The following is a 19,709-nucleotide window of genomic DNA, read 5'->3' on the forward strand; positions in this document are numbered from 1 at the left end:
CATGCCTGACGAAAACTTCATGCATTCCCTGCGGCGTCTGTCGCAGCGGGTGATGTCGGCGCTCGCGCGCGCGACTATCTCGCTCGTCGATGACAGCGGGCGCGCGCAGTTGCTGCAAGTGCAATCAAGCGCGATGCAGACGATCGACAAGGTTCCGCGCTTCGCCGAGTACGGCATGACGTCGAACCCGCCGAAGAACTCGGAAGCGATTGTGCTGTTCGTCGGTGGTGATAGATCGAACGGTGTCGTCGTCGCTACCGGAAACGCGCAATACCGCGTGACAGGGCTCGCAAGCGGCGAGGTATGCATCCACGACAACACCGGACAGAAGGTCTACCTGTCGCAAGCGGGGATGGTGCTTGACGGTGGCGGAAAACCGGTGACGATCAAGAACACGCCAGACGTGTTCGCTGATACGCCCCTGCTCAAATGCTCGGGCGACATCCTCGATAACTGCAATACGAACACTCGCACGATGGCCGGAATGCGCACCGTTGCGAACGGCCACACGCACCCGATCGTCAACGTACAGACCGGTGGCAGCACGATCAACACGCAGCCTCCAACACAAGCGGAGTAACGCATGTCCGACATCAGGATTGTCTGGGACGTCGCAAACAGCCGCGGGGACTGGCTGCTACTTGGACCTGATCTTCTCACCGGAAATGACTTGCAAACTGCGGTTTTGCTCAGTCTCTTCACGGACCGACTCGCACGCACTGACGACGTCATACCGGATGGATCAGGCGATCCGCGCGGCTGGTGGGGCGATCTCGGTGAGGACGTGCCTATAGGCTCGCGGCTCTGGCTTCTGGATCGGTCGAAACAGACTCAGCAGGTCTTGAGCAACGCGCGTGATTACATCATCGAGGCGCTTCAGTGGCTCGTTGAAGATGGCGTCGTCGCAGGCATGGATGTGCAGACTGAATGGACTCGCGCAACGCTGCTCGGCGCGCAGATCACGCTTTATCAACCGGCCGGCCCGAACGTTTCATTGACGTTCACTTGGGCATGGCAACAGCTAACCTGATATGGCTCAAATCATCACAAGTCGCGGCGCGGTTATCTTGATCGACGACGCTGACCTTCCTATGGTTTCGAAGCATGCGTGGTGCGTTGATTCACATGGGTATCCGATTACAAACATCGTTGACGGCGTCGTCAGGCGAAAGATTTATATGCATCGATTTTTGATGAACCTGCGTCGTGGCGATCTGGCAATCGTTGACCATGCAAACATGGATCGGCTTGACAATCGCCGGGCCAATTTGCGGATCTGCAGCAAGGCCGAGAACATGCGCAATCGCGGAAAGACGCGTGCCAACAAATCCGGCTACAAAGGCGTTTCTTGGGACAAGGAGAAATGCAGATGGGTGGCCGGTATCAAGATCGACGGACGACGAAAAGTCCTAGGGCGATTTGATGATCCCGCCGAAGCTCATAAGGCTTACTGCGCGGCGGCCAAGATAGCGCATGGAATATTCGCCAGAACTGAGGTGGCCTAATGCCGTTTCAACGCAAGACACTTTCTACTCTGACGAAGGAAGTCCTCGCAGACATCAATTCGGCGCTGCAAGGGGCCGACGCAACCCTGCGCTTTACTGTGCTCAACGTTCTCGGCAAGGTACAGGCGGGTTTGTCTAATGCGCAAATGGGGTACATCGATTGGGTGGCCAAACAGTCAGTTCCCTTCACTGCTGAAGACGAATATCTGCAAGGCTGGGCGGCATTAAAGAAGGTTTATCTCAAGAACGCGTCGGCAGCGCAACTGACGGCAACATTCACAGGCGGGACTACTGGCACGCCTCTGAGCGCTGGATCTCAGGTTACCCGTGGCGACGGTGCAATTTACACGACGGCGGCGACTGCCACCGTCGACGGGTCGGGCAACCTATCAGTAACGATCATTGCGGCTGTCCCCGGATCGGCTGGCAACGCGAATGTCGGAACGGCTGTGTCGCTAGGCGTAGCGGTTCCGGGAATTCAGTCGGCTGGATCGATCACGGGGACAGTGCTATCCGGCGCGGACATCGAGACAAATGACGCGCTGCGTACGCGCATGCTCGCCGCGTACCAGAACACGCCTCAAGGGGGCGACGCAAACGACTATCAGGGTTGGGCTCTTGCCGTACCGGGCGTGACGCGCGCATGGGTCGCGCCGAATGGATTTGGAGCCGGGACGGTGGTGCTTTACACGATGTGGGACATCGCTGAGGCGTCTCACAGTGGTTTCCCGCAAGGCACGAATGGCGTGTCGCAGTATGACAAAGGTCCGGGCGGAACGCCGCGCGCGACAGTAGCAACTGGCGATCAGTTGGCCGTTGCTGATTCGATCATCAATGAACAACCGGTGACCGCGCTCGTCTATTCGTGCGCGCCGATCCCGAACAATCTCACCTATTCAATTTCCGGGCTGACCAGCACGACGACTGCGACGCGCGCGGCGATTTCTGCGGCAATCTCCGACGTTCTGTTCCGCAACGGCGATCCGCGCGCTGGCACGATCAATCGGTCTGACATCGAATCGGCGATCGCATCAGTGTCGGGAACAAGCGGTTTCGTCATCACGCTCGTGCAGGGCAATGTCAGCGGCACCGTGACGACCTATCCGGGAAACATCACGAGCGGATTCGGTCAGTTGCCGGTGCTGGCTGGTGTGAACTACGTCTGAGGCTGACATGCTTGCACCGAACCTTAAAGCGGCTGATTTTCTCGCCGCGATTCAGGCGCTATTGCCTCGCGGGCGCGTGTGGCCGCGTGACCCGGACGCAGTTCAAACAGCAGTGATGTCAGGGTTGACGCCAAGCTATGAGCGTCAGACTGCACGTGCGAATTACTTGCTTGTCGACGCGTTTCCATCGACGACTTACGAATTGCTGCCTGAGTGGGAATCGACACTTGGTCTTCCTGACCCGTGCGCGGGGGTCGCGCCGACGATTCCTGCACGCCGCGCGCAAGTCGTCGCGAGACTGACGAATCTGGGCGGCGCGTCGATACCGTACCTGATCGGCTTCGCGGCGAGTCTCGGCTACACCGTGACGATCACGCAATACACGCAGGCGCGCGCCGGAATGCTGAAGGCCGGTCAGCCGGTCAACGGATACGACTGGAACTTCGCTTGGAAGATCACGGCGCCATTGAACACGGTTGTGCGGGCGGTCGCCGGCGCAATGGCGGCTGGCGACCCTCTTGCATCATGGGGCAACAAAGTTCTTGAGTGCGAGTTCCGCGCGGTTATGCCGGCGCACACGATTCCAATTTTCGCTTACGCATAAAGAGGTCACATGTTTCGTATTGATGATCCGACCGCCGCAACGTCCTTGCCGGTACCTGAAGCTGCTGGAACCGAAGGCTATTACACGGAAGGCAATCCGACGGCAGGAACGCCCGCGACCAACGTTCGCGGATCGTGGCTGAACATGATTCAAGAGGAGTTGCGCGCGGTCGTCGTGGCCGGTGGATTGACGCCGAGCAAGACGATATATACGCAGGTTCGAGACGCGATCAAGGCTATGGTCGGACCGGGTCGCTTGCTCGGCATTCAGGTTTTCACAGCGAGCGGCACATACACGCCCGGCAACTATAACGGCGTAACGGCGACGAAGATACGTGTTCGGGGTATCGGCGGCGGCGGCGCTGGGGGCAGCATCGCGTTCACATCGACGGGACAGGCGGCGGTAGCAGGTGGCGGAAATGGCGGCGCGCCCGGTGAAATTATGATCCTGGGGTCGCTGGCGGCTTCATATCCTGTCGTTATCGGATCTGCCGGCAGCCCGGGTGCTCAGGGTAACAACCCGGGCGGGGCAGGCGGAACGACGACCTTTGGAGGAACCCTGCTTACTTGTGCGGGAGGGCAGGGTGGACTGGGCGGCGCCGCCGCGACTCCGCCCGTCGCAATCTTCGGTAATGGCTTGATTAATCAAGCAACCAGTGCATCGCCTGCAATTGCCGTCGTGCTAGGGGCTACCCCTATCGGTGACCTTGGCGCCGCATTCTCCGTATCTTCGGCGCTCGGCGGGAAAGGTGCTTCGACCCCGTACGGCGCTGGTGGTAACGGCGGCGGCGGCGGCAATGGCTCGACCGGCAAGGGTTACGGGGCTGGCGGCGGCGGGGCAGGTCAAGGCGCTAGTAGCGGCACTGGCTTTCAAGGGGGCTCCGGGCTTTCCGGGATTTTGATTGTCGAGGAGTACGCATAATGGAAAATTATGCTCTGGTACAAAACGGGCAAGTCGTCAACGTGATCGTCTGGGATGGCACACCATACACACCTGCAACCGACGATCAGCCGGCTGCCGGATGGAGTCCGCCAGAGGGCACGACTGCTGTGAAGCTCGACGCTGACTCGACGGTCTCCATCGGGTACGGCTATGACGGCAGCACGTTCACCGCGCCGCCCGCGCCACCTGTACCCGCGCCGACGATGGCCGAAAAGCAGGCTCAGCAGTCCGCGCTCATGACTCAAGCGACGAACGAGATCGCAGTACTTACGGATGCGACTGACCCTGACATTGTTGACGCCGTCGATCCTGCCGACGTAGCAGAGTTGAAGGCGTGGAAACAGTATCGAGTCGCTCTTTCGAAGATTGATATAACGCAGGCGAGTCCGGTCTGGCCGACCGCGCCATCCGTGTGACGCATCTGTGCGACAGCCGCCTTCGGGCGGCTTTTTTATGACCGGATGACCGGCTAGCTTACGAGGGCAATACCGATGTCGGAATTCTGGAACGAGGGCGTCAAGTCAATCGTGACCGCTCTCGGCAGCGTCGGCACATTCTGGATCGGTGGCCGAATGTGGCGGCAGATCGATCGTCGCCGTCAAGCTGAGAGCGAAGGCGAAGCCAACATCGTTAAGGCCGACTCTGCTGCGCAGGTTGAAGCCATTGGCCGATTCGAGCGGCTTGCCACCTTGGCTGAGGAGCGTGCAGGACGTGCCGAGGCGCGAGAACTTCTCGCGGTCCAGCGCGCTGATCGTGCCGAAGAACTCATGCGAGCCGCAGAGCAACGAGCCGATGCTGCCGATCGACGCGCACAGCGCGCGGAGGCCGAAGTGCTCGAACTGAAAACTCGGATCGAACGTCTTGAACGAGCGATCGACAACCGGAGGGAGCCAGATGTCTCGCGTTCGTGACTGGCGTTGGTGGGTTATGGGCGCGTGTCTCATCGGTGGCCTAGTAGGTGTCGCCGCCGTCGGCTTCTTCATCGGCCAGTGGGGCATGTCGGTCGAGCGCGCGAGCTGGCAAGCGGAGCGCTCGATGTATCTCGCTCGGTTCCCGAAGGTGCGGCAGGAGACGCGCGAAGCCTGCACGCGCGAGTTCGCCGGCCGAATCGAGGGTCTGGAGAAGCTCAACGAGCGCAGCGAACAGGCGCTTGCCGATCTGAAGGCGCAGATGACTGATACGCACGAGCTCGCCGCATACACCCTGCGTTTCCTTGGCGATCGCGCGAAGCTCACGGACGCTCGCACTGCAACGATGCTTAAACAGACTCGCGCGGCGGCCGCGGCTGCCGTAGCGGCCGCGAAGAAAACTGAGGTCGTCGAGCAGAAGGTCTCCGTCGCGACCGCGAGTGCGGCAGAAGCAGCGAGCACGGCGAAGGCGACTGAGAAGAAGCTCGACACCGCAACGCATCCGACGGCGGTCGCGCCGTCGACGCCGTGGGCAGGCAGCAGACGATGACCCGATCGTTATCGACATATCGATAACGGAAACAGTACCCGACTCGACCCGGCCACGCGCCGGGTTTTTCTTTTCAGAGAACCTATGAACCTCAAGCTTCGCCTAGTCGATGACGCGGCCAAGGTGCACACGTACTCGTCGACCATCATCGCGGCGGCGCTCGGCGCGATTTCCGCCGCATCGCCATTCATCGAGGCCGTTTGGACCGGCATGCCCGACGAAGTGAAATCGCTTCTGCCCGATAGCTGGCGACTCGCGATCGCGATCACCGTCGGCTGCCTGGCTATCATCGCCGCGCGCTACACGACGACGTCCCCGAAAACGACAACGACCGAGGCAGCCGATGGCGACGCAAGCGCGGCAAACAAGTAAGCGACCCGGCAAGAAGACACTAGCGGCGACGATCGGCGCAGCAGCGGCGGCCGCGCTCGTGGCGCTTACAGCCTCTCAAGAGGGCGTGTCGCTCAAGCCATATAACGACCGTCTGGCAAATAACATCCAGACGGTCTGTTTCGGCGAAACGAACGTCGAGATGCGCGCGTACTCGCTGCCCGAGTGCAAGTCGATGCTCAGCGACAGCCTCGCTGGCTATGCCGACGAGGTACGGTCGGTCACGCCCGGCTTCGACACGCTGACGGACGGGCAGAAGGTCGCCGTCGTGGATCTCGCCTACAACATCGGCGTGCCGAACTACAAGGGATCGACGCTACGGAAGCGCTATATCGCGCGCGACTTCCCCGGTGCGTGCGGCGAGTTCATCAAGTGGCGCTTCGTCGCTGGCAAGGATTGCGCGATTGCGTCGAACCGCTGTGGCGGCATCGTGACGCGTCGCCAGCTCGAGGCGCAGGCCTGTCGAGGAAACTGATATGGCAAAAATTCAGCTAACACAGAACGGCGATGCGCTTTTCAATTGCCCTGGCTGCGGCATGCTCCACGTCGTCTACTTGAAGAGCGAAGGTCGACCGCGCTGGTCTTTTAACGGCGACGTCGACAAGCCGACCTTCTCGCCATCCATCAAGGTCTGGTGGACGGAGACGCCGCGCACCGATCCGGTGGAAAAGGTGTGTCACTCGTTCGTGACCGACGGACAGATCCAATTCTGCGGCGACAGCACGCACGATCTCGCAGGACGGACGGTCGACCTTCCGGAGATGGAAGCGTGAGCCCATACCTCATCACAGGAATCATCGCGGGCGCACTTGGCATCGCGATTGGGGGCGCCGCGCTGCACACGGTCGACGCAACGAAGCTCGCAAGCGAGCAGACCGCGCACGCACGCGACAACGAGATCAATGCGCAGAAACTTCAGGCCGTGTCCGACGCGGCAGCGAATGCGGCGCGCGCGGCGATCGCAAAACAGAACGACGCGGCCGCGCAGCTCGCGCAGCTCGACGACAAGCTCAATCAGGAGAAGGCCTCCCATGATGCCGACAATGCAAAGAATCGCGCTGCTATCGCTGACGGCGCTCGCCGGCTGCGCGTCGCAGTCACCGCCTACATCCCAGCAAGCGGTGGCAACTCCGCAGATTCAGGCGCAGGCGCCCGCGGCTTGGGCGATGGTGCCGGTGGCACAGCCGAGCTATCACCTGCGTTTGGATCAGCTCTTTTCGGGATCGTCGACGACGCCGACAGCGACGCCCGCGCAAAAGCCGACTACCTCCAGCACTACGTCTGCATCCTCCAGCAACAAGGAGTGATCGCGGGCACATGCATGCTCACGACTACCGCGAAGGAATGACCACATGGCATCGAATCTGAAGTACAGCGCCGCGCTCAAGAACGGCCAACAGGATCAGATCACAGCAAAGGTCGGCACGAGCGGCGCATACGACATCTATGACGGCACGCAACCGACTAACCCCGACACGGCCGTGACGACGCAGAACCTGCTCGCGACGCTCAACTGCAGCGCGACGTTCGCTGCGGCGGCATCGGGCGGCGTGCTCACCGCGAACGCGATCAGCAATGGCACTGGCACCGCAGCGGCAGGCGTAGGTAAAACGGCATCGTGGTATCGCCTGCGTACATCGGGCGGCACGGCCGTCGTAGACGGCAGTGTCGGCACGAGCGGATGCGATCTGAATCTGTCGAGCACGACGATCGCGCAGGGCCAGACCGTCAGCGTCTCGTCGAGCACCTACACGAACGGCCAGTAATCGGCCGCAAAGGCGACCGCAATGGGCACTCTCACCGGTTCGAACACTGTTCTGGCCGGCACCGAGACGTTCAATCTCTCGTCGCCGGCTCAGACCGACTGGATTCAGTTTCCTCAGTCTGCAACGTCCGTCAACCGTAAGTCGGGCGGCGGCTCGACGATCGGCCTGCCGACGACGGTCGGTTCGGGCGTCACCTTCACGGGCTACACCGACGGCCCGAAGATGACGTGGACGGATGGCACGCCCACGGCATCGGCGACGGCGCTTGCGGGCGGCATCTATGCCGACAATACGACGGCGACCGGGCAGGGCATTCAGATAGTTCTGCCTGCCGACACGACGTCACGCACGCTCACGATCTACTGGGCGGCGTATTCGAGCGCATGCACGCTGACCGCGACGCTATCGGATGGCAGCGCGACCGCCTATACGGTATCGCCGGGCACGACCGGCAGCGGCAATCAGAAGTTCTACGCCACGACCATCACGTGGGCCGCGAACTCGGCGGGGCAGACGCTCACGCTGAAGATGACGCTGACGACGCTGCAGGGCAGCTCGTACAACGTCATGCTGCACGCGATCAAGTATCTGAGCAGCGCACCGTCCGCAATCACCGGCACGGGCGCGAGCACCTCGAGCAAGTCGACGGGCGCGGCGTCGGGCGGCGTGAGCACGTCGGGCACGGCGGCCGCGACGCAGGCAGTCAGCGGCGCGGCCGCATCAGGTGCGGTCAACACGAGCGGCAGCGCGTCGGCGACGCAAGCGAAGGGCGCGGGCGCGGCGAGCGGCAGCATCTCGACGGCGGGCACGGCGGCCGCCACGCAAGCGCCTGGTGCAGGCGTGGCCTCGGCCGTAGTTTCATCGACTGGATCAGCCGCAGCGATAAGCACGGGCAACGGCGCGGCGAGCGGCACTGTGTCGGCGAGCGGCGGCGCGAGCGCCACGCAAGCGCCAGGCGCGGGCGCGGCATCGGGAGGCGTCTCGCTGTCGGGCGCGGCCGCTTCGACGAGCTCGGGAGGCACGTCGGGAAGCGGCGCGGTTTCGACGACCGGCGCCGCGGCCAGCGCGCAGCAACCGAACAGCGCGGCGGCGAGTGGTCAGGTTGGATCGCCACCAATCGATGGCGCGGCGTCCTCGACGAGTCGAAGCACGGCAAATGCAGCGGGATCGGTCAGCGTGACAGGCAGCGCCGCGGCCGCGCAGGCCGCGAATACCGGCGCGGCGTCAGATCAGATCGGAACGCCACCTATCGACGGTGCTGCCGCGGCCACGCAAGCGCGCAACACTGGCGCGGCGATCGGTGGCGTGAGCGTTGATGGCAGTGCGGCCGCTGCGCAAGCGCGTGGCACTGGGAGCGCGTCGGGCTCCGTGCTCGAGCAGATCTCGGGCGCGGCGAGCGCGGTGCAATCTCCGAACATCGGCAGCGCGGCCGGGCGAGTCGGCAGCGATGGCGTTTCTATTCCGGTTCGTTATCTGATCGCCGCTCAATCGCGCGTCGTCACCGTCGCGCGCGAGGCGCGGTCGTTTGCTGTAGATCCGGAGCGGCGTTCAATCCGAGTCGCACGTGAAGCGCGCGCGACCGCAATCGGGCCAGAGAGGCGCGTCATCGTCGTGCGCATCGACGAGCCGGCATAACAACTTTGGAGCGCCAGATGGCATCACCCTACGTGCCTTCATTCATTAAAGATCCGCAGGCTGTTCTCGACTTCAACTGGGATTGGTCTGCGTGGCTGGGAGAGGAAGAAACGATTGCAGAGAAATCCGTGACGGCCGACACCGGAATTACAGTGAACTCCTCGACCATCGACGGCGGTGTAGTGGTCGCGTGGATTTCTGGCGGCGTCGCAGGTACGGCTTACGTCGTTGCCTGCACGATCAAGACGTCCGCGGGACGGACCGAGACGCGCCGGATCAGCGTCTCGGTGCAATTGCGCTAGCCACGACGCAACCCGGAGCACTTTCAAACAAATACCGACCGTACGCATATCCGTCGCCTCCACGACGATCGTCTATTTCATCGGCAACGCGACGTATTCTGTCGCGCCGACGATGAGAGGCTACATTCGCGCAAGATGGGTCCCGGTAAAGTCTGCTTTATAATGCGCCGCTGCGAATCATGGAGCGGCGCATGTCCACCCAAAAGAACGATTTAACTCGGCTCACCACTGCGATTGCCGGCGTCATCGCGGTTCTCGCTTTTCTGTACTGCGGATATATTGCGATCCGGTACAGCTCATATCACATGCTCATCCGGAACTTTGCTTTCCGACAGACGCAGACGGCCTTGACCTCTTATTGGGCGTGCCGCGACGGGTTCAAGCTGGCATATGAAACGCCGGTAGGTGGCGCTCCATGGTCGATCCCGTTCGAGTTTCCGCTATATCAGTGGATCGTCTCGCTGATCTCATGCCCGCTTGGGCTCGACCTTGAGCGCGTCGGTCATATCGTAAGCTACCTGTTTCTCGCGGCCTGCGTCCTGCCGATAGCAAGATTGTCGCGGAGCCTGTTCGCGGATCGCTGGATGCTGTACTTTTTCGCCTCCACGGCGGTCTTCTTCTCTGCGCCGCTGCACATCTTCTTCGGCAATGCCTTCCTAATGGAAAGCGCTGCGCTGTTCTTCTCGCTCTACTTCGTCTCGTACGCAGTCAGCCTGATTCAAGGCGATCGTTCGTTCAAAACAGCGATTCTTGCCGGCATCTTCCTCACGCTCGGGATTCTGCAAAAGTCGACGACGGCTCTCCCGCTGGTCCCCGTTTTCGGCCTATGGCTGCTTGCCGCGGGCTGGCGCGAGATTATGGCGGATCGCCTGCGCTCGCGCGCACTCTGGATCGGAGTCGTCGCTATTCTGATCCCGTTTATCATCGGCGCGGCTTGGGCCAAGTACACCGACATCGTCAAGATGCAGAACGAGTTCGGCCGGGCGCTCACGTCAAGCGCGCTCATGAAATGGAACTTTGGCGGTGATCGGCTTGACCCGCATCTTTGGTACTGGGTCATTTGGCTGCGCAACATTCAGGCAAACGTCGGCGGCTGGATCGGCGTTGTCGCAGTAGCTGCTGGCTTGGTCTTCCTTAACGGAAAGCACCGCGGCTTGATCGTGCTAAGCCTCGCGCTGTTCCTGTTCTATTTCATGGTATTCACGAACCTGCAATTCGTGCACGAGTACTACCAGATCTCCTGCGAGGCGTTCCTGTTGTTGGCCGTGGCGATCGCAACGGCCGGGCTGATGGCAAGTCAGAAAAGGGCACTGAGTGTCGCCGGCGTAGTGGCCCTTGTGGCGCTGGTTAGCGTGAACGTGCAAACGTTCCGCACCGGGCAGAACTTCCGCTGGCTGCATGAGCTGCCAGTTGCCGAAGTTCCTGTTCTGCAGTCGGCGCATTTCATTCGAGACAACACCGACCCCGCCAAGCCGATCATCGTCTATGGCGACGACTGGAGCAGTGAGTTTCCTTTCTACGCCGAGCGGAAGGCATTCGCGGTGCCGAAGTTCTTTCACCACTACGATGATGTGTATCGCGACCCGACGCGCTATCTGGGCGCTCAGGCGTCTGCCGTGATGGTCTGCCGCGACGATCGCTCGCCTGAATTTGAAGCGCGGATTGTCAAGGATTTCCAGCCGACGGCGACAGAGCGGCTAGAATTGTGTGACATCTTCCTGAAGAAATGACCATGCTTCGTTTCATCATCGCTGCCGTCGCAATCGTTACTTCGTCCAGTGCATTCGCCGAAGGCTATACGGCGACCGCCAAACTCAGCGACGGCAAGACGCTGCTCATTACCGAGCACAGCAAAGATTGCGGCGGAAAGAAGGGGGCGGCACTGCTCGACCAGGGGATGATGGACCGCGATCACACCTGCGATGTGAGTTGGAACGATGAGACGCTGACAGCGCGCTTTGGCGTCCACGAGGTCAGCATGCCTATCGGGGCCTTTTCAGTGCTCTCTTACCCGTCAGTTTCTGTACCTCGTCCGTGACAATCAGCGTCCAGCCGGCTCGGTATTTGTGGGAAGCCGCGCCGGCTTTCTTGGCATCAACTTCCGCATCAATTTGGTCACCGGCTTTTCGACAAGCCAATGCGTGAGCATCCCGACCGCAACGCAAACCAATAAATACACGAGAATCGCGCCGTCGGGACCAACATAGTTCTGAACCTTGATCTTGTATAACAGGACGAGGCTGATGCCGACGAAGCAGAGGCTATGCGTCAGATACAGCGCGTATGATGCTGCGCCAAGTTGCAGAACAATCCGCGATCCGAACAGCCGCATCCCCTTTCCTGCCGCTTCCATTCCGACAGCGCCGAGCACGATCAACATTGATGGGACGCCCCACGGTAAGAACTGCCGCACGCCTCTAGATGAGTCGGCCTGATGATAGAAGATCGCGCTGAACAGCAGTAGCACGCCCAACCAGAATATAGCGGTCGCCTCCCTGCGAACAAATGGAAAGCGATGAATGTGGAAAATTACGATGCCCGCCACGAAACACCATACGATCGGGTCCGTGTAAAGTGTGAACACATAGAATCCTGTCGCTTCTCCGAGCGCGGCCATCACGACGAAAACAATGCCGATCCAAATCGTTGAAACGCGGAACACCAAGGTCACGACGCCGAACAGGACGTAAAAGAACATCTCGAAATTGAGCGTCCAGCCCGGACCATTGACCGCGGTGTTGTCCTCACGCGGGATGAAAAATAGCGATTCCAGAACACGGGACAACTCGAACGAACCGGGCGAGTTGATAACGTATGCCCACGCGATCGTGGTGATCCAATATAGCGGTACGACGCGTGTAATTCTCTTAAGCATGAAGTCGGAGAACTTCGTCGTTTCTCCGATCGACTGAAGGTAAGCCATGATGAAGCCGCTTATCACGAAGAATATAGCGACCCCGCACCCGCCGAACCCTTTAAAATTGTGAAACGTCGCCAGTATGGGCATTGGCCCACCCAGATACTTCATGCTAGCGACGTAAAAGTAAATGATGTGCATCAGAGCAACGAGCAGCGCAGCGACGGCTCGCAGAGATTGCACAGATTTGTATTCGACGATTTTGGCCGTCGTCGGCTCGACAGGAAGCGCACTCACCAGGTGATGCGGTCGAGTACTTCCTCGTCCGTCTCCGATTTGCTGCGATCGGTTTCATACCAGATAAGCAGGCCAACGACGCAAAGACCAAGCCCGGCCAAAAGCACAATAAGAGTGGTATCCATTTTTCTCTCTTTAGGACGTGCGAGATTTTACCGCACCCGCGACCATCATCGTTTGGTCAGTTGACTTCGCCTCTGTGCTGATGGTCACTTCATCATCGCCTCCCGTCGCGCGCTCATTCGCCGGCATCGCTACGACGCGATCGCCTGGTCCTCGCACGCAAACCGCGTGATTCCCGTTCGCGACTTCGCCGCCCCAGTGCTCGCACTTTCGGCACTGGTGCGCTCCAAGCTCGCCCTGAAATAGGCCCATGATGCCGCCTCGCGTGTGCTGTATGAATGTACAGTCTATACGCGTTGGCATATGAGCATACAAGGCACCTCGATTCCCAAAATGGGAATTTTCGCGGGAACCAAAACAAAAAAGGCACTGTGATTTTTCACAGTGCCTTTTTTGTAAAGCGTTGATGCGCTTGGAATTCTCGGTGGGGTGGCTGATGGGACTCGAACCCACGACGACAGGAATCACAATCCTGGACTCTACCAACTGAGCTACAGCCACCACTGTTACTTCGACCTTGACTGCTTCAGACCTGCCGTAGCAATCAAGAAGCGAGATTATACGAACAAAGATTGCGCTTGCCTAGTCCCTTTGAGCATCTTTTTCCGCCACACGCGCCTCAGGATTCGATCGCTTCCGCGGCTTCGCAGAGATGAGCGCGCGCCTCGTCGAAAATCGTCAGATCGCCCTTTGCGAGACGGCGACTGTCGGACAACACGCGACGCCATCCGCGCGCGCCCGCGACCCCGCGATAAAGCCCGAGCGCATGCCGCGTGACCGCGCCGAGATACGTGCCACGCGCGAGTTCATTACGCGCATAGCCGATCAGTCCCGCCTCGATTTCCTCACGCGAAAGCACCGGCGTGTCCGCGCCATAGAAGCGCGTGTCGACGCCCGCGAGCACGTACGGATTGTGATAAGCCTCGCGTCCCAGCATCACGCCGTCGACATGCTTCAGATGCTCGTCGACCTCATCCAGCGTCTTGATGCCGCCATTGATCGAGATCTCCAGATGCGGGAAGTCGCGCTTCAGGCGATACGCATACTCGTACTTGAGCGGCGGAATCTCGCGGTTCTCCTTCGGGCTCAGGCCTTTGAGGATCGCGTTGCGCGCATGCACGATGAACACCTCGCAGCCAGCATCGGCGATGGTGCCGACGAAGTCGCGCACGAACTCGTAGTCCTCGACCGTATCGACGCCGATGCGATGCTTGACCGTCACCGGAACCGACACGGCATCGCGCATCGCCTTCACGCAGTCCGCGACGAGCTGCGGCTCCTTCATCAGGCACGCGCCGAATGCGCCGCGCTGCACGCGCTCGGACGGGCATCCGCAATTCAGGTTGATTTCGTCGTAGCCCCATTGCTCGCCGAGCTTCGCGCTTTTCGCGAGATCGGCGGGCTCGCTGCCGCCGAGCTGCAGCGCGACGGGCGCTTCGGCGGGCGTGAACGCGAGATGGCGCGCGACGTCGCCGTACAGCAGCGCGCCGGTCGTCACCATTTCCGTGTAGAGCCACGCATGACGCGACACGAGGCGATGCAGGGACCGGCAATGGCGGTCGGTCCAATCCATCATCGGTGCGACGGATACGCGGCGGGGGCTGATCTTCGATACGGCTGTCATGGGCGACAGCGGCCGCGCTTTCGGGCGAACCGCCTTGAATCTGAAGGGGAATCCGCGATTTTACCGCAGCGCGGCAGTTCGGTCGTGCCGTTCGCTCGCGCGGGGCGTCGCAAACGTTCACCCCTATCGCGTCACCATGCTAGGATTTCCAAACCACCCCCAACGACGGCATCGGAGGCAGACATGGCTACTTTGGCGATCGACGGTGTGCGCTGGGTCAACGACCGCGTGACCAGCGTGCGCTGGGGCAGTTTCGATCCAGCCACGAACGACTGGGCCGCGCCCACCACCATCGTGGATGTCCAGCAGGTCGTGGACGCCATCAAGAGCGGCAAGGAAGTCCGCACGCTCTTCATACTCGGCGGCCGTGCCTTTCTCGGCCCGAAAGTCATCGCGATGCCGTTTGCGAACGGGCATATCGGCATCGAGGCGCGCGTGCAGGACGGTCAGATCGAGAAGTCGCTCGAAGACCTGCCGCCCGTCTGAATCAGTCGCAAACGAAGAGCGCTCGCGGAGATCAGCGTTGAATCGGCAACAGGCGCACCGGTTCGAAACCGAGTTCATGCCGCGCATCGTGGAGCGCGTGACGCGCGTCGTCGGTCATGGCGTGCGCGTCGAAGTCCTGCCCTACGAAAGTCCGCTCGTGCCGACGCGCCTGCATGTCAGCGCCGAGCGTGCACCACACAAAGGCGATGACCAACGGCGCGGCTATGCATATCCAATGAATGTATTTCTGACCTGGGACGACGAGGAAATCGAACGCCTGCTGGGCGCTGGCGGCGAGGCCCGTTTCGTGCGATACCTCGATGCGATCGGCGCCAAGCTCGATGCCTGGCAGGGCGCGCGCGACGTCGATTTCACGACGCGCTCGCAGGCGGAGCGGTCGGTGCTCTTCGGCGGTCTCGACTTCGAGGCCTGATCACGGCGGCCGGCTGCCGCCCGCTCGCGCCCGTTCAGCCGACGCATCGCAACGCCCGTCGCCACGCAGCGCGCGGCACGGCAGGGCGCATCAATATGAACGAGGAGGTCGGTATGGCATCGTCGAATGAAGGCAACCTGCGCGCATTCGTGCAGACCGCGGAACAGGCGGGCGGCTTCATCTGGGTCATCACGCTCGTCGATTTCGCGGCGCGCGACGTCAAGCGCGCCATCGTCTCCGAAGAAAATTTCTCCACCTCAGATGCGGCTCGCGATGCGGGCAACGACCGCCTGAAAGGCATGTCGAACGACCACTGACGAAGCGTCACGGCGTGCGGCACGCGACGGTTCATTTAGTCGCGATCACCATCGAGTCCGGTCCGACCAGCGGCTCGACGCGCGCCGACGCGAAGCCCGCTTCCTTCATCCACGCGCAGCACTGCGCGCCGGTGTAGTCGAAGCCGCCCGGCGTCTCGATCAGCATGTTGAGGCTCATCAGCAGGCCGAACGCGTTCTGGCGACGCTCGTCGTCGATGATCGCGTCGTACACGATGAGGCAGCCGCCCGGCGGCAATGCCGCGTGACATTTCGCGAGCAGTTCGAGCTTTTGCGTCAGATTCCAGTCGTGCAGGATGTGACCCATCACGAGCACATCGGCGGACGGGCACGGCTCCTTGAAGAAATCGCCCGGATAAAAGCACAGCCGGTCCTGCAGGCCGTTCGCGGCGACGTATTCGTCGAAGATCGGACCGACGACCGGCAGATCGAAGCCGCCGCCCGTCAGATGCGGATGCGCGAGCGCGACCTGCACCGGCAGCGCGCCCTGCGCCGCGCCGATATCGATGAACGTGCGGTACTCGCGCCACGGAAACTGCCGCGCAATCGCCCGCGCCGCGCCCATGCTCACGCCGCTCATCGCGTGCAGAAAACCGCGCAGGCGCGCCGGGTCGCTGTAGAGCGTGTCGAAGAGATTGCCGCCTTGCTTCGATTCGTTCTGCGGCAGCCCGCTGCGCAGCGCCTCGGTGAGCGATCCCCAGAACGGGTACAGCCGCGCGTTCGCCATCTCCAGCAGTCCGCCGACATACGTCGGCTTGTTGCGATCGAGAAAGATGTCGGCGTCGCCTGCATTCGCGTAGCGGCCGCCATCGCGCGTGAGCAGACCGAGCGCGACGAGCGTGTCGAGAAAATCGAGCGCGGCGCGCGGATGCAGTCCGAGCGCCCGCGTGAGATCCTCTGCCGGTTGCGGACCGGTCGCCAGTTGCGTGAATACGCCAAGCTCGACGGCCGAAAGCATCGCTTTCGACGCCCAGAACGCCATGCCCATTTGCAGCAGCCGTTCCGGATTCGGCTGACCGTCGATATTGCCTCGCGCGTCTTGCATGGTGCGCCTCCTGTCGAAAGTACGACGAAATGGAGCTGGTGTAAGCGAGCGGGAAGGACGGCGTAACTTTAGGCGTCGCGCGCGCACGGTTCAAGGAGATGTGTGGGACACATAACGCACGATCACGCAGACGAAAACATGTTCGAGGATATCGAACGAGTGCGCCTAAAGCATCGTACGGCAGCGCGTCAAGCGCCGTCCATAATGGCTTCACACTGATCAACGTTCACACAAGGAGAACGCCATGAATCGCTTCGAAGGCAAGACAGTTCTGGTCACCGGCGGCAACAGCGGCATTGGTCTCGCGGCGGCGCAGGCATTCGCCGCGGAAGGCGCGCGGGTCGTCATCACGGGCCGCGACGAAAGCGCGCTCGCAACCGCGCGCGCCACGCTCGGCGAGAACGCCATCGCGATCCGCAATGTGGCGGGTACCGTCGCCGCGGCGCGCGAACTCGCGCAACGTCTCGCCGATGCGAACATCCGCCTCGATGCGGTGTTCGTGAACGCGGGCGTCGGCACGTTCGCGCCGTTCACCGATATCGACGAAAAGGCGTGGGACGAAACCTTCGCGGTCAACGTCAAGGGTCCGTATTTCCAGATCCAGTCGCTCGTGCCGCTGCTGAACCAGGACGCATCCATCGTGCTGAACGGTTCGATCAACGCGCATATCGGCATGCCGACGTCGTCGGTGTATGCGGCGAGCAAGGCGGCGCTCGTGTCGCTCGCGAAGACGCTGTCGGCGGAACTGCTGCCGCGCGGCGCGCGCGTGAATGTCGTGAGCCCCGGTCCGGTCGCGACGCCGCTGCACGGCAAGCTCGGCCTCGTCGATGAAGCCGCCGCGCAACTGCAAAGCCAGATTCCACTCGGTCGCTTCGGCAGGTCGAGCGAAGTCGCGGCGACGGTGCTGCATCTCGCATCGACGGAATCGGGTTTCATCGTCGGCACGGAGATCATCATCGACGGCGGCATGAGCCAGCTTTGAGCGGCGCGCGGGCCGCGCATCGTGAACGCAATTCGCATGGAGCAGGCGCACAATCGCCGAAGGCCACGACATACGGGTCATCGGAATGAGTGAAAGCGAAGAACGAAACGATGCACATGCGGCCCGCGAAGCGCGCTATCGCCGTTACGAAGCGGTGGGAGAAACATCGATTCGCGCGGACCTCGACGAGTCCGCCGACACCGATCCCGAAGCGCCATTCAAGCGCGCGTGGCTGCGTCGCAAAGAGGCGTCGCGTCAGGACGAGCAGTTTCGCGCGATGTTCGCGTCGGTGACATCGGCGAACGATGCTGCGCAGCTCGCCCGCGATTCCGCGCAGGCGTCGCGCCGCTCCGCTTTCTGGACCATGATCGCCGCGCTCGCGGCGACGCTGGGCGTGATCGTCAACGCGGCTATCGCGCTCGGCTGGCTCGACTGGCTGAGGCGTTAGCGCATCGTCGGCTGCAGTTCGCCCCAACTGACGAGTATCTGCTGGATGCTGCGCGCGTAGGCATCGCGATATTTCGGCGATTCCGAGTGATACGCGCCGACCGCGCGCCACGTATTGCCGTGCTTCACCATCTTCTGCTTCAGCAGCCACGCGGCGACGAACACGTTGACACACGGATCGGTGAGCGCGCGATGCGGTATTCCGTGGCGCGCCAGATCCGGGAAATGAATCGAGTTGATCTGCAACTGGCCGACATCCATCGAGCCGTTGAGATTGCGATTGATCGCGGCGGCATCGCCTTTCGATTCGCGCCACGCGACGGCGCGCAGCACGAGCGGGTTGACGCCCTGATAGGCGGCGGCCTGCTCGAAGCAATCGTCGGCGAGAGCGGGGCTGGCCGCGAGCGACGCGACGAGCAGCGCGCAGGCGGCGCGCGCGACATGAGTGAAACGGAACATGAAGCGTGGCTCCTTCGGGAAATGAACGAGGGGCGGCTTACTGCGCGAGCGCGGTGTCGATACGGCGTTCGACGTCCTTCAGATACGTGCGCGATTCGTCGGACACCACGAGGCGCGGCTCCGGGCCATTGCATTTGCAATCGGCGACACGGCGCGGCTTCTTGCCTTTCTTGCTCGCGGTCCTGACGGGCGCATCGTCGTCGTCGCTTGCTGGCGGCAGCATCGCGAGCGTGGGCAGCGGCGGATAAACCTTCTGCACGGCGGGGCCGAGAGCGGCGAGCGTCTGCACGGACGCGGGCGCGCTCACGTCGAGCGGGCCGGCAAAGGCGCTCGACATGACGAGCATGCTGGCGCAAAGAATGAGCATCGGGCGCATGGCGTCAGCCTCCCTGAGTCGGCTTGATGGCCACGCTGTAGGGCTGTCGCGCGCCGGCGGTGAGGTTTTCCAGGCTGAGCCTGACCGTGTGGCGGGCCGGCACGCCTTTCCAGATCGCCTGATTGAGATAGGGGAAGTCTTGCGCGAGCGCCGTGACGAGAATGGTCGTCGGCTGCTTTTGCGCGGCCGCGAGCGCGCCGGCTTTCGCGAGGATCGCGGTGAGTTGCGGATCGCGCGCGCCGAGCGCGTCGGCGGGAATCTCGAAACGGACGATCTCGGCGGGCGCCGCCGGCTTATCGATCTGGGCCGTGCTGGCCGCGGGCATCGGCGCGCAGCCGGTCACGGCGACTGCGACGACGATGGCAAAAAGTGACGCTACCCACTTCACTGGCATCTCCTGATTGAGTCATGGCTATATGCGAGTTGTCGGCGCGCGTGAGCGCGACTTGATGGCCGCGCGCAAACGTTTCGCCAAAT

General features: G+C 61.8%; 30 protein-coding genes and 1 tRNA gene. 23 read left to right on the forward strand and 8 right to left on the reverse strand.

The features are described from left to right. Position 1: 1 nt before the first annotated feature. The 18 genes from NK8_RS06470 (at position 2) to NK8_RS06555 (ending at position 11,806) form a co-directional block, all read left to right on the forward strand. The gene (locus tag NK8_RS06470) at positions 2 to 580 is read left to right on the forward strand and encodes a phage baseplate assembly protein V (protein ID WP_225936219.1); all 579 of its coding nucleotides are present in this window, start codon (positions 2 to 4) and stop codon (positions 578 to 580) included. Between the two features lie 3 nt (positions 581 to 583). Beyond that, positions 584 to 1,030 carry a phage GP46 family protein gene (locus NK8_RS06475; RefSeq protein ID WP_213228194.1) on the forward strand — a complete coding sequence of 149 codons (447 nt, stop codon included), beginning with the start codon at positions 584 to 586 and terminating at the stop codon, positions 1,028 to 1,030. 1 nt (position 1,031) lies between these two features. Further along, a complete protein-coding gene (locus NK8_RS06480) occupies positions 1,032 to 1,505 on the forward strand; it encodes an AP2 domain-containing protein (RefSeq protein WP_213228196.1) in 474 nt (157 codons plus the stop codon). After that, a complete protein-coding gene (locus tag NK8_RS06485) occupies positions 1,505 to 2,671 on the forward strand; it encodes a baseplate J/gp47 family protein (protein WP_213228198.1) in 1,167 nt (388 codons plus the stop codon). The genes NK8_RS06480 and NK8_RS06485 overlap by 1 nt, the downstream gene beginning before the upstream one ends. Before the next feature lie 7 nt (positions 2,672 to 2,678). Further along, positions 2,679 to 3,275, forward strand: a complete 597-nt coding sequence (locus tag NK8_RS06490; RefSeq protein WP_213228200.1) for a YmfQ family protein — start codon at positions 2,679 to 2,681, stop codon at positions 3,273 to 3,275. 9 nt (positions 3,276 to 3,284) lie between these two features. Beyond that, positions 3,285 to 4,196 carry a hypothetical protein gene (locus NK8_RS06495; protein ID WP_213228202.1) on the forward strand — a complete coding sequence of 304 codons (912 nt, stop codon included), beginning with the start codon at positions 3,285 to 3,287 and terminating at the stop codon, positions 4,194 to 4,196. After that, positions 4,196 to 4,633, forward strand: a complete 438-nt coding sequence (locus NK8_RS06500; RefSeq protein ID WP_213228204.1) for a tail fiber assembly protein — start codon at positions 4,196 to 4,198, stop codon at positions 4,631 to 4,633. Before NK8_RS06495 ends, NK8_RS06500 begins: the two co-directional genes overlap by 1 nt. Positions 4,634 to 4,708: 75 nt before the next feature. After that, positions 4,709 to 5,128, forward strand: coding sequence for a hypothetical protein (locus NK8_RS06505; RefSeq protein WP_213228206.1), 420 nt, complete (start codon positions 4,709 to 4,711; stop codon positions 5,126 to 5,128). After that, positions 5,112 to 5,675, forward strand: coding sequence for a hypothetical protein (locus NK8_RS06510; RefSeq protein ID WP_213228208.1), 564 nt, complete (start codon positions 5,112 to 5,114; stop codon positions 5,673 to 5,675). The genes NK8_RS06505 and NK8_RS06510 overlap by 17 nt, the downstream gene beginning before the upstream one ends. 84 nt (positions 5,676 to 5,759) lie before the next feature. Then, positions 5,760 to 6,047, forward strand: a complete 288-nt coding sequence (locus tag NK8_RS06515) for a hypothetical protein (protein WP_213228210.1) — start codon at positions 5,760 to 5,762, stop codon at positions 6,045 to 6,047. After that, positions 6,019 to 6,540, forward strand: a complete 522-nt coding sequence (locus NK8_RS06520; RefSeq protein WP_213228212.1) for a hypothetical protein — start codon at positions 6,019 to 6,021, stop codon at positions 6,538 to 6,540. The genes NK8_RS06515 and NK8_RS06520 overlap by 29 nt, the downstream gene beginning before the upstream one ends. Position 6,541: 1 nt before the next feature. Further along, complete coding sequence (locus NK8_RS06525) at positions 6,542 to 6,838, forward strand: DUF6527 family protein (protein WP_213228214.1); 297 nt, start codon at positions 6,542 to 6,544, stop codon at positions 6,836 to 6,838. Continuing rightward, positions 6,835 to 7,413, forward strand: coding sequence for a lysis system i-spanin subunit Rz (locus tag NK8_RS06530; RefSeq protein ID WP_213228216.1), 579 nt, complete (start codon positions 6,835 to 6,837; stop codon positions 7,411 to 7,413). Before NK8_RS06525 ends, NK8_RS06530 begins: the two co-directional genes overlap by 4 nt. A gap of 4 nt (positions 7,414 to 7,417) precedes the next feature. Then, entirely contained in the window at positions 7,418 to 7,831 is a 414-nt protein-coding gene (locus NK8_RS06535; protein WP_213228218.1) for a hypothetical protein, read from the forward strand. A 21-nt stretch (positions 7,832 to 7,852) separates the two neighbouring features. Next, positions 7,853 to 9,466 carry a hypothetical protein gene (locus NK8_RS06540; RefSeq protein WP_213228220.1) on the forward strand — a complete coding sequence of 538 codons (1,614 nt, stop codon included), beginning with the start codon at positions 7,853 to 7,855 and terminating at the stop codon, positions 9,464 to 9,466. Between the two features lie 17 nt (positions 9,467 to 9,483). After that, complete coding sequence (locus NK8_RS06545) at positions 9,484 to 9,768, forward strand: hypothetical protein (protein ID WP_213228222.1); 285 nt, start codon at positions 9,484 to 9,486, stop codon at positions 9,766 to 9,768. A 191-nt stretch (positions 9,769 to 9,959) separates the two neighbouring features. Further along, positions 9,960 to 11,498 (forward strand): hypothetical protein, encoded by a 1,539-nt coding sequence (locus tag NK8_RS06550; protein WP_213228224.1) that lies wholly within the window; start codon positions 9,960 to 9,962, stop codon positions 11,496 to 11,498. 2 nt (positions 11,499 to 11,500) lie between these two features. Next, positions 11,501 to 11,806, forward strand: coding sequence for a hypothetical protein (locus tag NK8_RS06555; RefSeq protein ID WP_213228226.1), 306 nt, complete (start codon positions 11,501 to 11,503; stop codon positions 11,804 to 11,806). Between the two features lie 3 nt (positions 11,807 to 11,809). On the opposite strand, the gene NK8_RS06560 is transcribed toward NK8_RS06555, so the two are convergent. From NK8_RS06560 to dusA, 4 genes are all read right to left on the reverse strand, one after another. Further along, positions 11,810 to 12,922, reverse strand: a complete 1,113-nt coding sequence (locus NK8_RS06560) for an acyltransferase (protein WP_213228228.1) — start codon at positions 12,920 to 12,922, stop codon at positions 11,810 to 11,812. Continuing rightward, on the reverse strand, positions 12,919 to 13,047 hold the full coding sequence (locus NK8_RS43365; protein ID WP_301549867.1) for a hypothetical protein: 129 nt from the start codon (positions 13,045 to 13,047) through the stop codon (positions 12,919 to 12,921). Before NK8_RS43365 ends, NK8_RS06560 begins: the two co-directional genes overlap by 4 nt. A 423-nt stretch (positions 13,048 to 13,470) precedes the next feature. Then, positions 13,471 to 13,546, reverse strand: a tRNA-His gene (locus tag NK8_RS06565). Positions 13,547 to 13,664: 118 nt separating this feature from the next. Beyond that, positions 13,665 to 14,669 carry a tRNA dihydrouridine(20/20a) synthase DusA gene (gene dusA, locus NK8_RS06570; RefSeq protein ID WP_213228230.1) on the reverse strand — a complete coding sequence of 335 codons (1,005 nt, stop codon included), beginning with the start codon at positions 14,667 to 14,669 and terminating at the stop codon, positions 13,665 to 13,667. A 183-nt stretch (positions 14,670 to 14,852) separates the two neighbouring features. Here dusA and NK8_RS06575 point away from each other — a divergent pair, with 183 nt between their 5' ends. The 3 genes from NK8_RS06575 (at position 14,853) to NK8_RS06585 (ending at position 15,905) form a co-directional block, all read left to right on the forward strand. Next, on the forward strand, positions 14,853 to 15,155 hold the full coding sequence (locus NK8_RS06575) for a hypothetical protein (protein WP_162065527.1): 303 nt from the start codon (positions 14,853 to 14,855) through the stop codon (positions 15,153 to 15,155). Positions 15,156 to 15,192: 37 nt separating this feature from the next. After that, entirely contained in the window at positions 15,193 to 15,588 is a 396-nt protein-coding gene (locus NK8_RS06580; protein WP_213228232.1) for a DUF5594 family protein, read from the forward strand. Positions 15,589 to 15,701: 113 nt separating this feature from the next. After that, positions 15,702 to 15,905 (forward strand): hypothetical protein, encoded by a 204-nt coding sequence (locus tag NK8_RS06585; RefSeq protein ID WP_162065529.1) that lies wholly within the window; start codon positions 15,702 to 15,704, stop codon positions 15,903 to 15,905. 31 nt (positions 15,906 to 15,936) lie between these two features. On the opposite strand, the gene NK8_RS06590 is transcribed toward NK8_RS06585, so the two are convergent. Further along, on the reverse strand, positions 15,937 to 16,968 hold the full coding sequence (locus tag NK8_RS06590; protein WP_213228234.1) for a methyltransferase: 1,032 nt from the start codon (positions 16,966 to 16,968) through the stop codon (positions 15,937 to 15,939). A 244-nt stretch (positions 16,969 to 17,212) separates the two neighbouring features. On the opposite strand from NK8_RS06590, the gene NK8_RS06595 reads away from it, so the two are divergent. Both NK8_RS06595 and NK8_RS06600 read left to right on the forward strand, forming a co-directional pair. Continuing rightward, complete coding sequence (locus NK8_RS06595) at positions 17,213 to 17,950, forward strand: SDR family oxidoreductase (RefSeq protein ID WP_213228236.1); 738 nt, start codon at positions 17,213 to 17,215, stop codon at positions 17,948 to 17,950. Positions 17,951 to 18,035: 85 nt separating this feature from the next. After that, positions 18,036 to 18,398, forward strand: a complete 363-nt coding sequence (locus NK8_RS06600) for a hypothetical protein (protein ID WP_162065532.1) — start codon at positions 18,036 to 18,038, stop codon at positions 18,396 to 18,398. On the opposite strand, the gene NK8_RS06605 is transcribed toward NK8_RS06600, so the two are convergent. From NK8_RS06605 to NK8_RS06615, 3 genes are read right to left on the reverse strand one after another with little or no spacing between them, the layout of a single operon-like run. Beyond that, positions 18,395 to 18,856, reverse strand: coding sequence for a lytic transglycosylase domain-containing protein (locus NK8_RS06605; protein WP_213228238.1), 462 nt, complete (start codon positions 18,854 to 18,856; stop codon positions 18,395 to 18,397). The two genes, NK8_RS06600 and NK8_RS06605, sit on opposite strands and share 4 nt — an antisense overlap. Positions 18,857 to 18,893: 37 nt before the next feature. After that, positions 18,894 to 19,232 carry a hypothetical protein gene (locus tag NK8_RS06610; protein WP_213228240.1) on the reverse strand — a complete coding sequence of 113 codons (339 nt, stop codon included), beginning with the start codon at positions 19,230 to 19,232 and terminating at the stop codon, positions 18,894 to 18,896. A 4-nt stretch (positions 19,233 to 19,236) separates the two neighbouring features. Beyond that, positions 19,237 to 19,626 carry a hypothetical protein gene (locus NK8_RS06615; protein ID WP_162065535.1) on the reverse strand — a complete coding sequence of 130 codons (390 nt, stop codon included), beginning with the start codon at positions 19,624 to 19,626 and terminating at the stop codon, positions 19,237 to 19,239. Positions 19,627 to 19,709: the final 83 nt, after the last annotated feature.

It is taken from the genome of Caballeronia sp. NK8, assembly GCF_018408855.1.
Taxonomy (GTDB): Bacteria; Pseudomonadota; Gammaproteobacteria; order Burkholderiales; family Burkholderiaceae; genus Caballeronia.

Excerpts from the sequence above, each read along its gene's own strand:
- NK8_RS06575 (WP_162065527.1), top strand. The coding sequence starts at position 14,853 with ATGGCTACTTTGGCGATCGACGGTGTGCGCTGGGTCAACGACCGCGTG.
- NK8_RS06545 (WP_213228222.1), top strand. The coding sequence starts at position 9,484 with ATGGCATCACCCTACGTGCCTTCATTCATTAAAGATCCGCAGGCTGTT.
- NK8_RS06615 (WP_162065535.1), bottom strand. The coding sequence starts at position 19,626 with ATGCCAGTGAAGTGGGTAGCGTCACTTTTTGCCATCGTCGTCGCAGTC.
- NK8_RS06605 (WP_213228238.1), bottom strand. The coding sequence starts at position 18,856 with ATGTTCCGTTTCACTCATGTCGCGCGCGCCGCCTGCGCGCTGCTCGTC.
- NK8_RS06480 (WP_213228196.1), top strand. The coding sequence starts at position 1,032 with ATGGCTCAAATCATCACAAGTCGCGGCGCGGTTATCTTGATCGACGAC.
- NK8_RS06595 (WP_213228236.1), top strand. The coding sequence starts at position 17,213 with ATGAATCGCTTCGAAGGCAAGACAGTTCTGGTCACCGGCGGCAACAGC.
- NK8_RS06610 (WP_213228240.1), bottom strand. The coding sequence starts at position 19,232 with ATGCGCCCGATGCTCATTCTTTGCGCCAGCATGCTCGTCATGTCGAGC.
- dusA (WP_213228230.1), bottom strand. The coding sequence starts at position 14,669 with ATGACAGCCGTATCGAAGATCAGCCCCCGCCGCGTATCCGTCGCACCG.
- NK8_RS06555 (WP_213228226.1), top strand. The coding sequence starts at position 11,501 with ATGCTTCGTTTCATCATCGCTGCCGTCGCAATCGTTACTTCGTCCAGT.
- NK8_RS06520 (WP_213228212.1), top strand. The coding sequence starts at position 6,019 with ATGGCGACGCAAGCGCGGCAAACAAGTAAGCGACCCGGCAAGAAGACA.
- NK8_RS06515 (WP_213228210.1), top strand. The coding sequence starts at position 5,760 with ATGAACCTCAAGCTTCGCCTAGTCGATGACGCGGCCAAGGTGCACACG.
- NK8_RS06540 (WP_213228220.1), top strand. The coding sequence starts at position 7,853 with ATGGGCACTCTCACCGGTTCGAACACTGTTCTGGCCGGCACCGAGACG.
- NK8_RS06490 (WP_213228200.1), top strand. The coding sequence starts at position 2,679 with ATGCTTGCACCGAACCTTAAAGCGGCTGATTTTCTCGCCGCGATTCAG.
- NK8_RS06475 (WP_213228194.1), top strand. The coding sequence starts at position 584 with ATGTCCGACATCAGGATTGTCTGGGACGTCGCAAACAGCCGCGGGGAC.
- NK8_RS06600 (WP_162065532.1), top strand. The coding sequence starts at position 18,036 with ATGAGTGAAAGCGAAGAACGAAACGATGCACATGCGGCCCGCGAAGCG.
- NK8_RS06525 (WP_213228214.1), top strand. The coding sequence starts at position 6,542 with ATGGCAAAAATTCAGCTAACACAGAACGGCGATGCGCTTTTCAATTGC.
- NK8_RS43365 (WP_301549867.1), bottom strand. The coding sequence starts at position 13,047 with ATGGATACCACTCTTATTGTGCTTTTGGCCGGGCTTGGTCTTTGCGTC.
- NK8_RS06470 (WP_225936219.1), top strand. The coding sequence starts at position 2 with ATGCCTGACGAAAACTTCATGCATTCCCTGCGGCGTCTGTCGCAGCGG.
- NK8_RS06505 (WP_213228206.1), top strand. The coding sequence starts at position 4,709 with ATGTCGGAATTCTGGAACGAGGGCGTCAAGTCAATCGTGACCGCTCTC.
- NK8_RS06550 (WP_213228224.1), top strand. The coding sequence starts at position 9,960 with ATGTCCACCCAAAAGAACGATTTAACTCGGCTCACCACTGCGATTGCC.
- NK8_RS06500 (WP_213228204.1), top strand. The coding sequence starts at position 4,196 with ATGGAAAATTATGCTCTGGTACAAAACGGGCAAGTCGTCAACGTGATC.
- NK8_RS06495 (WP_213228202.1), top strand. The coding sequence starts at position 3,285 with ATGTTTCGTATTGATGATCCGACCGCCGCAACGTCCTTGCCGGTACCT.
- NK8_RS06535 (WP_213228218.1), top strand. The coding sequence starts at position 7,418 with ATGGCATCGAATCTGAAGTACAGCGCCGCGCTCAAGAACGGCCAACAG.
- NK8_RS06510 (WP_213228208.1), top strand. The coding sequence starts at position 5,112 with ATGTCTCGCGTTCGTGACTGGCGTTGGTGGGTTATGGGCGCGTGTCTC.
- NK8_RS06485 (WP_213228198.1), top strand. The coding sequence starts at position 1,505 with ATGCCGTTTCAACGCAAGACACTTTCTACTCTGACGAAGGAAGTCCTC.
- NK8_RS06585 (WP_162065529.1), top strand. The coding sequence starts at position 15,702 with ATGGCATCGTCGAATGAAGGCAACCTGCGCGCATTCGTGCAGACCGCG.
- NK8_RS06590 (WP_213228234.1), bottom strand. The coding sequence starts at position 16,968 with ATGCAAGACGCGCGAGGCAATATCGACGGTCAGCCGAATCCGGAACGG.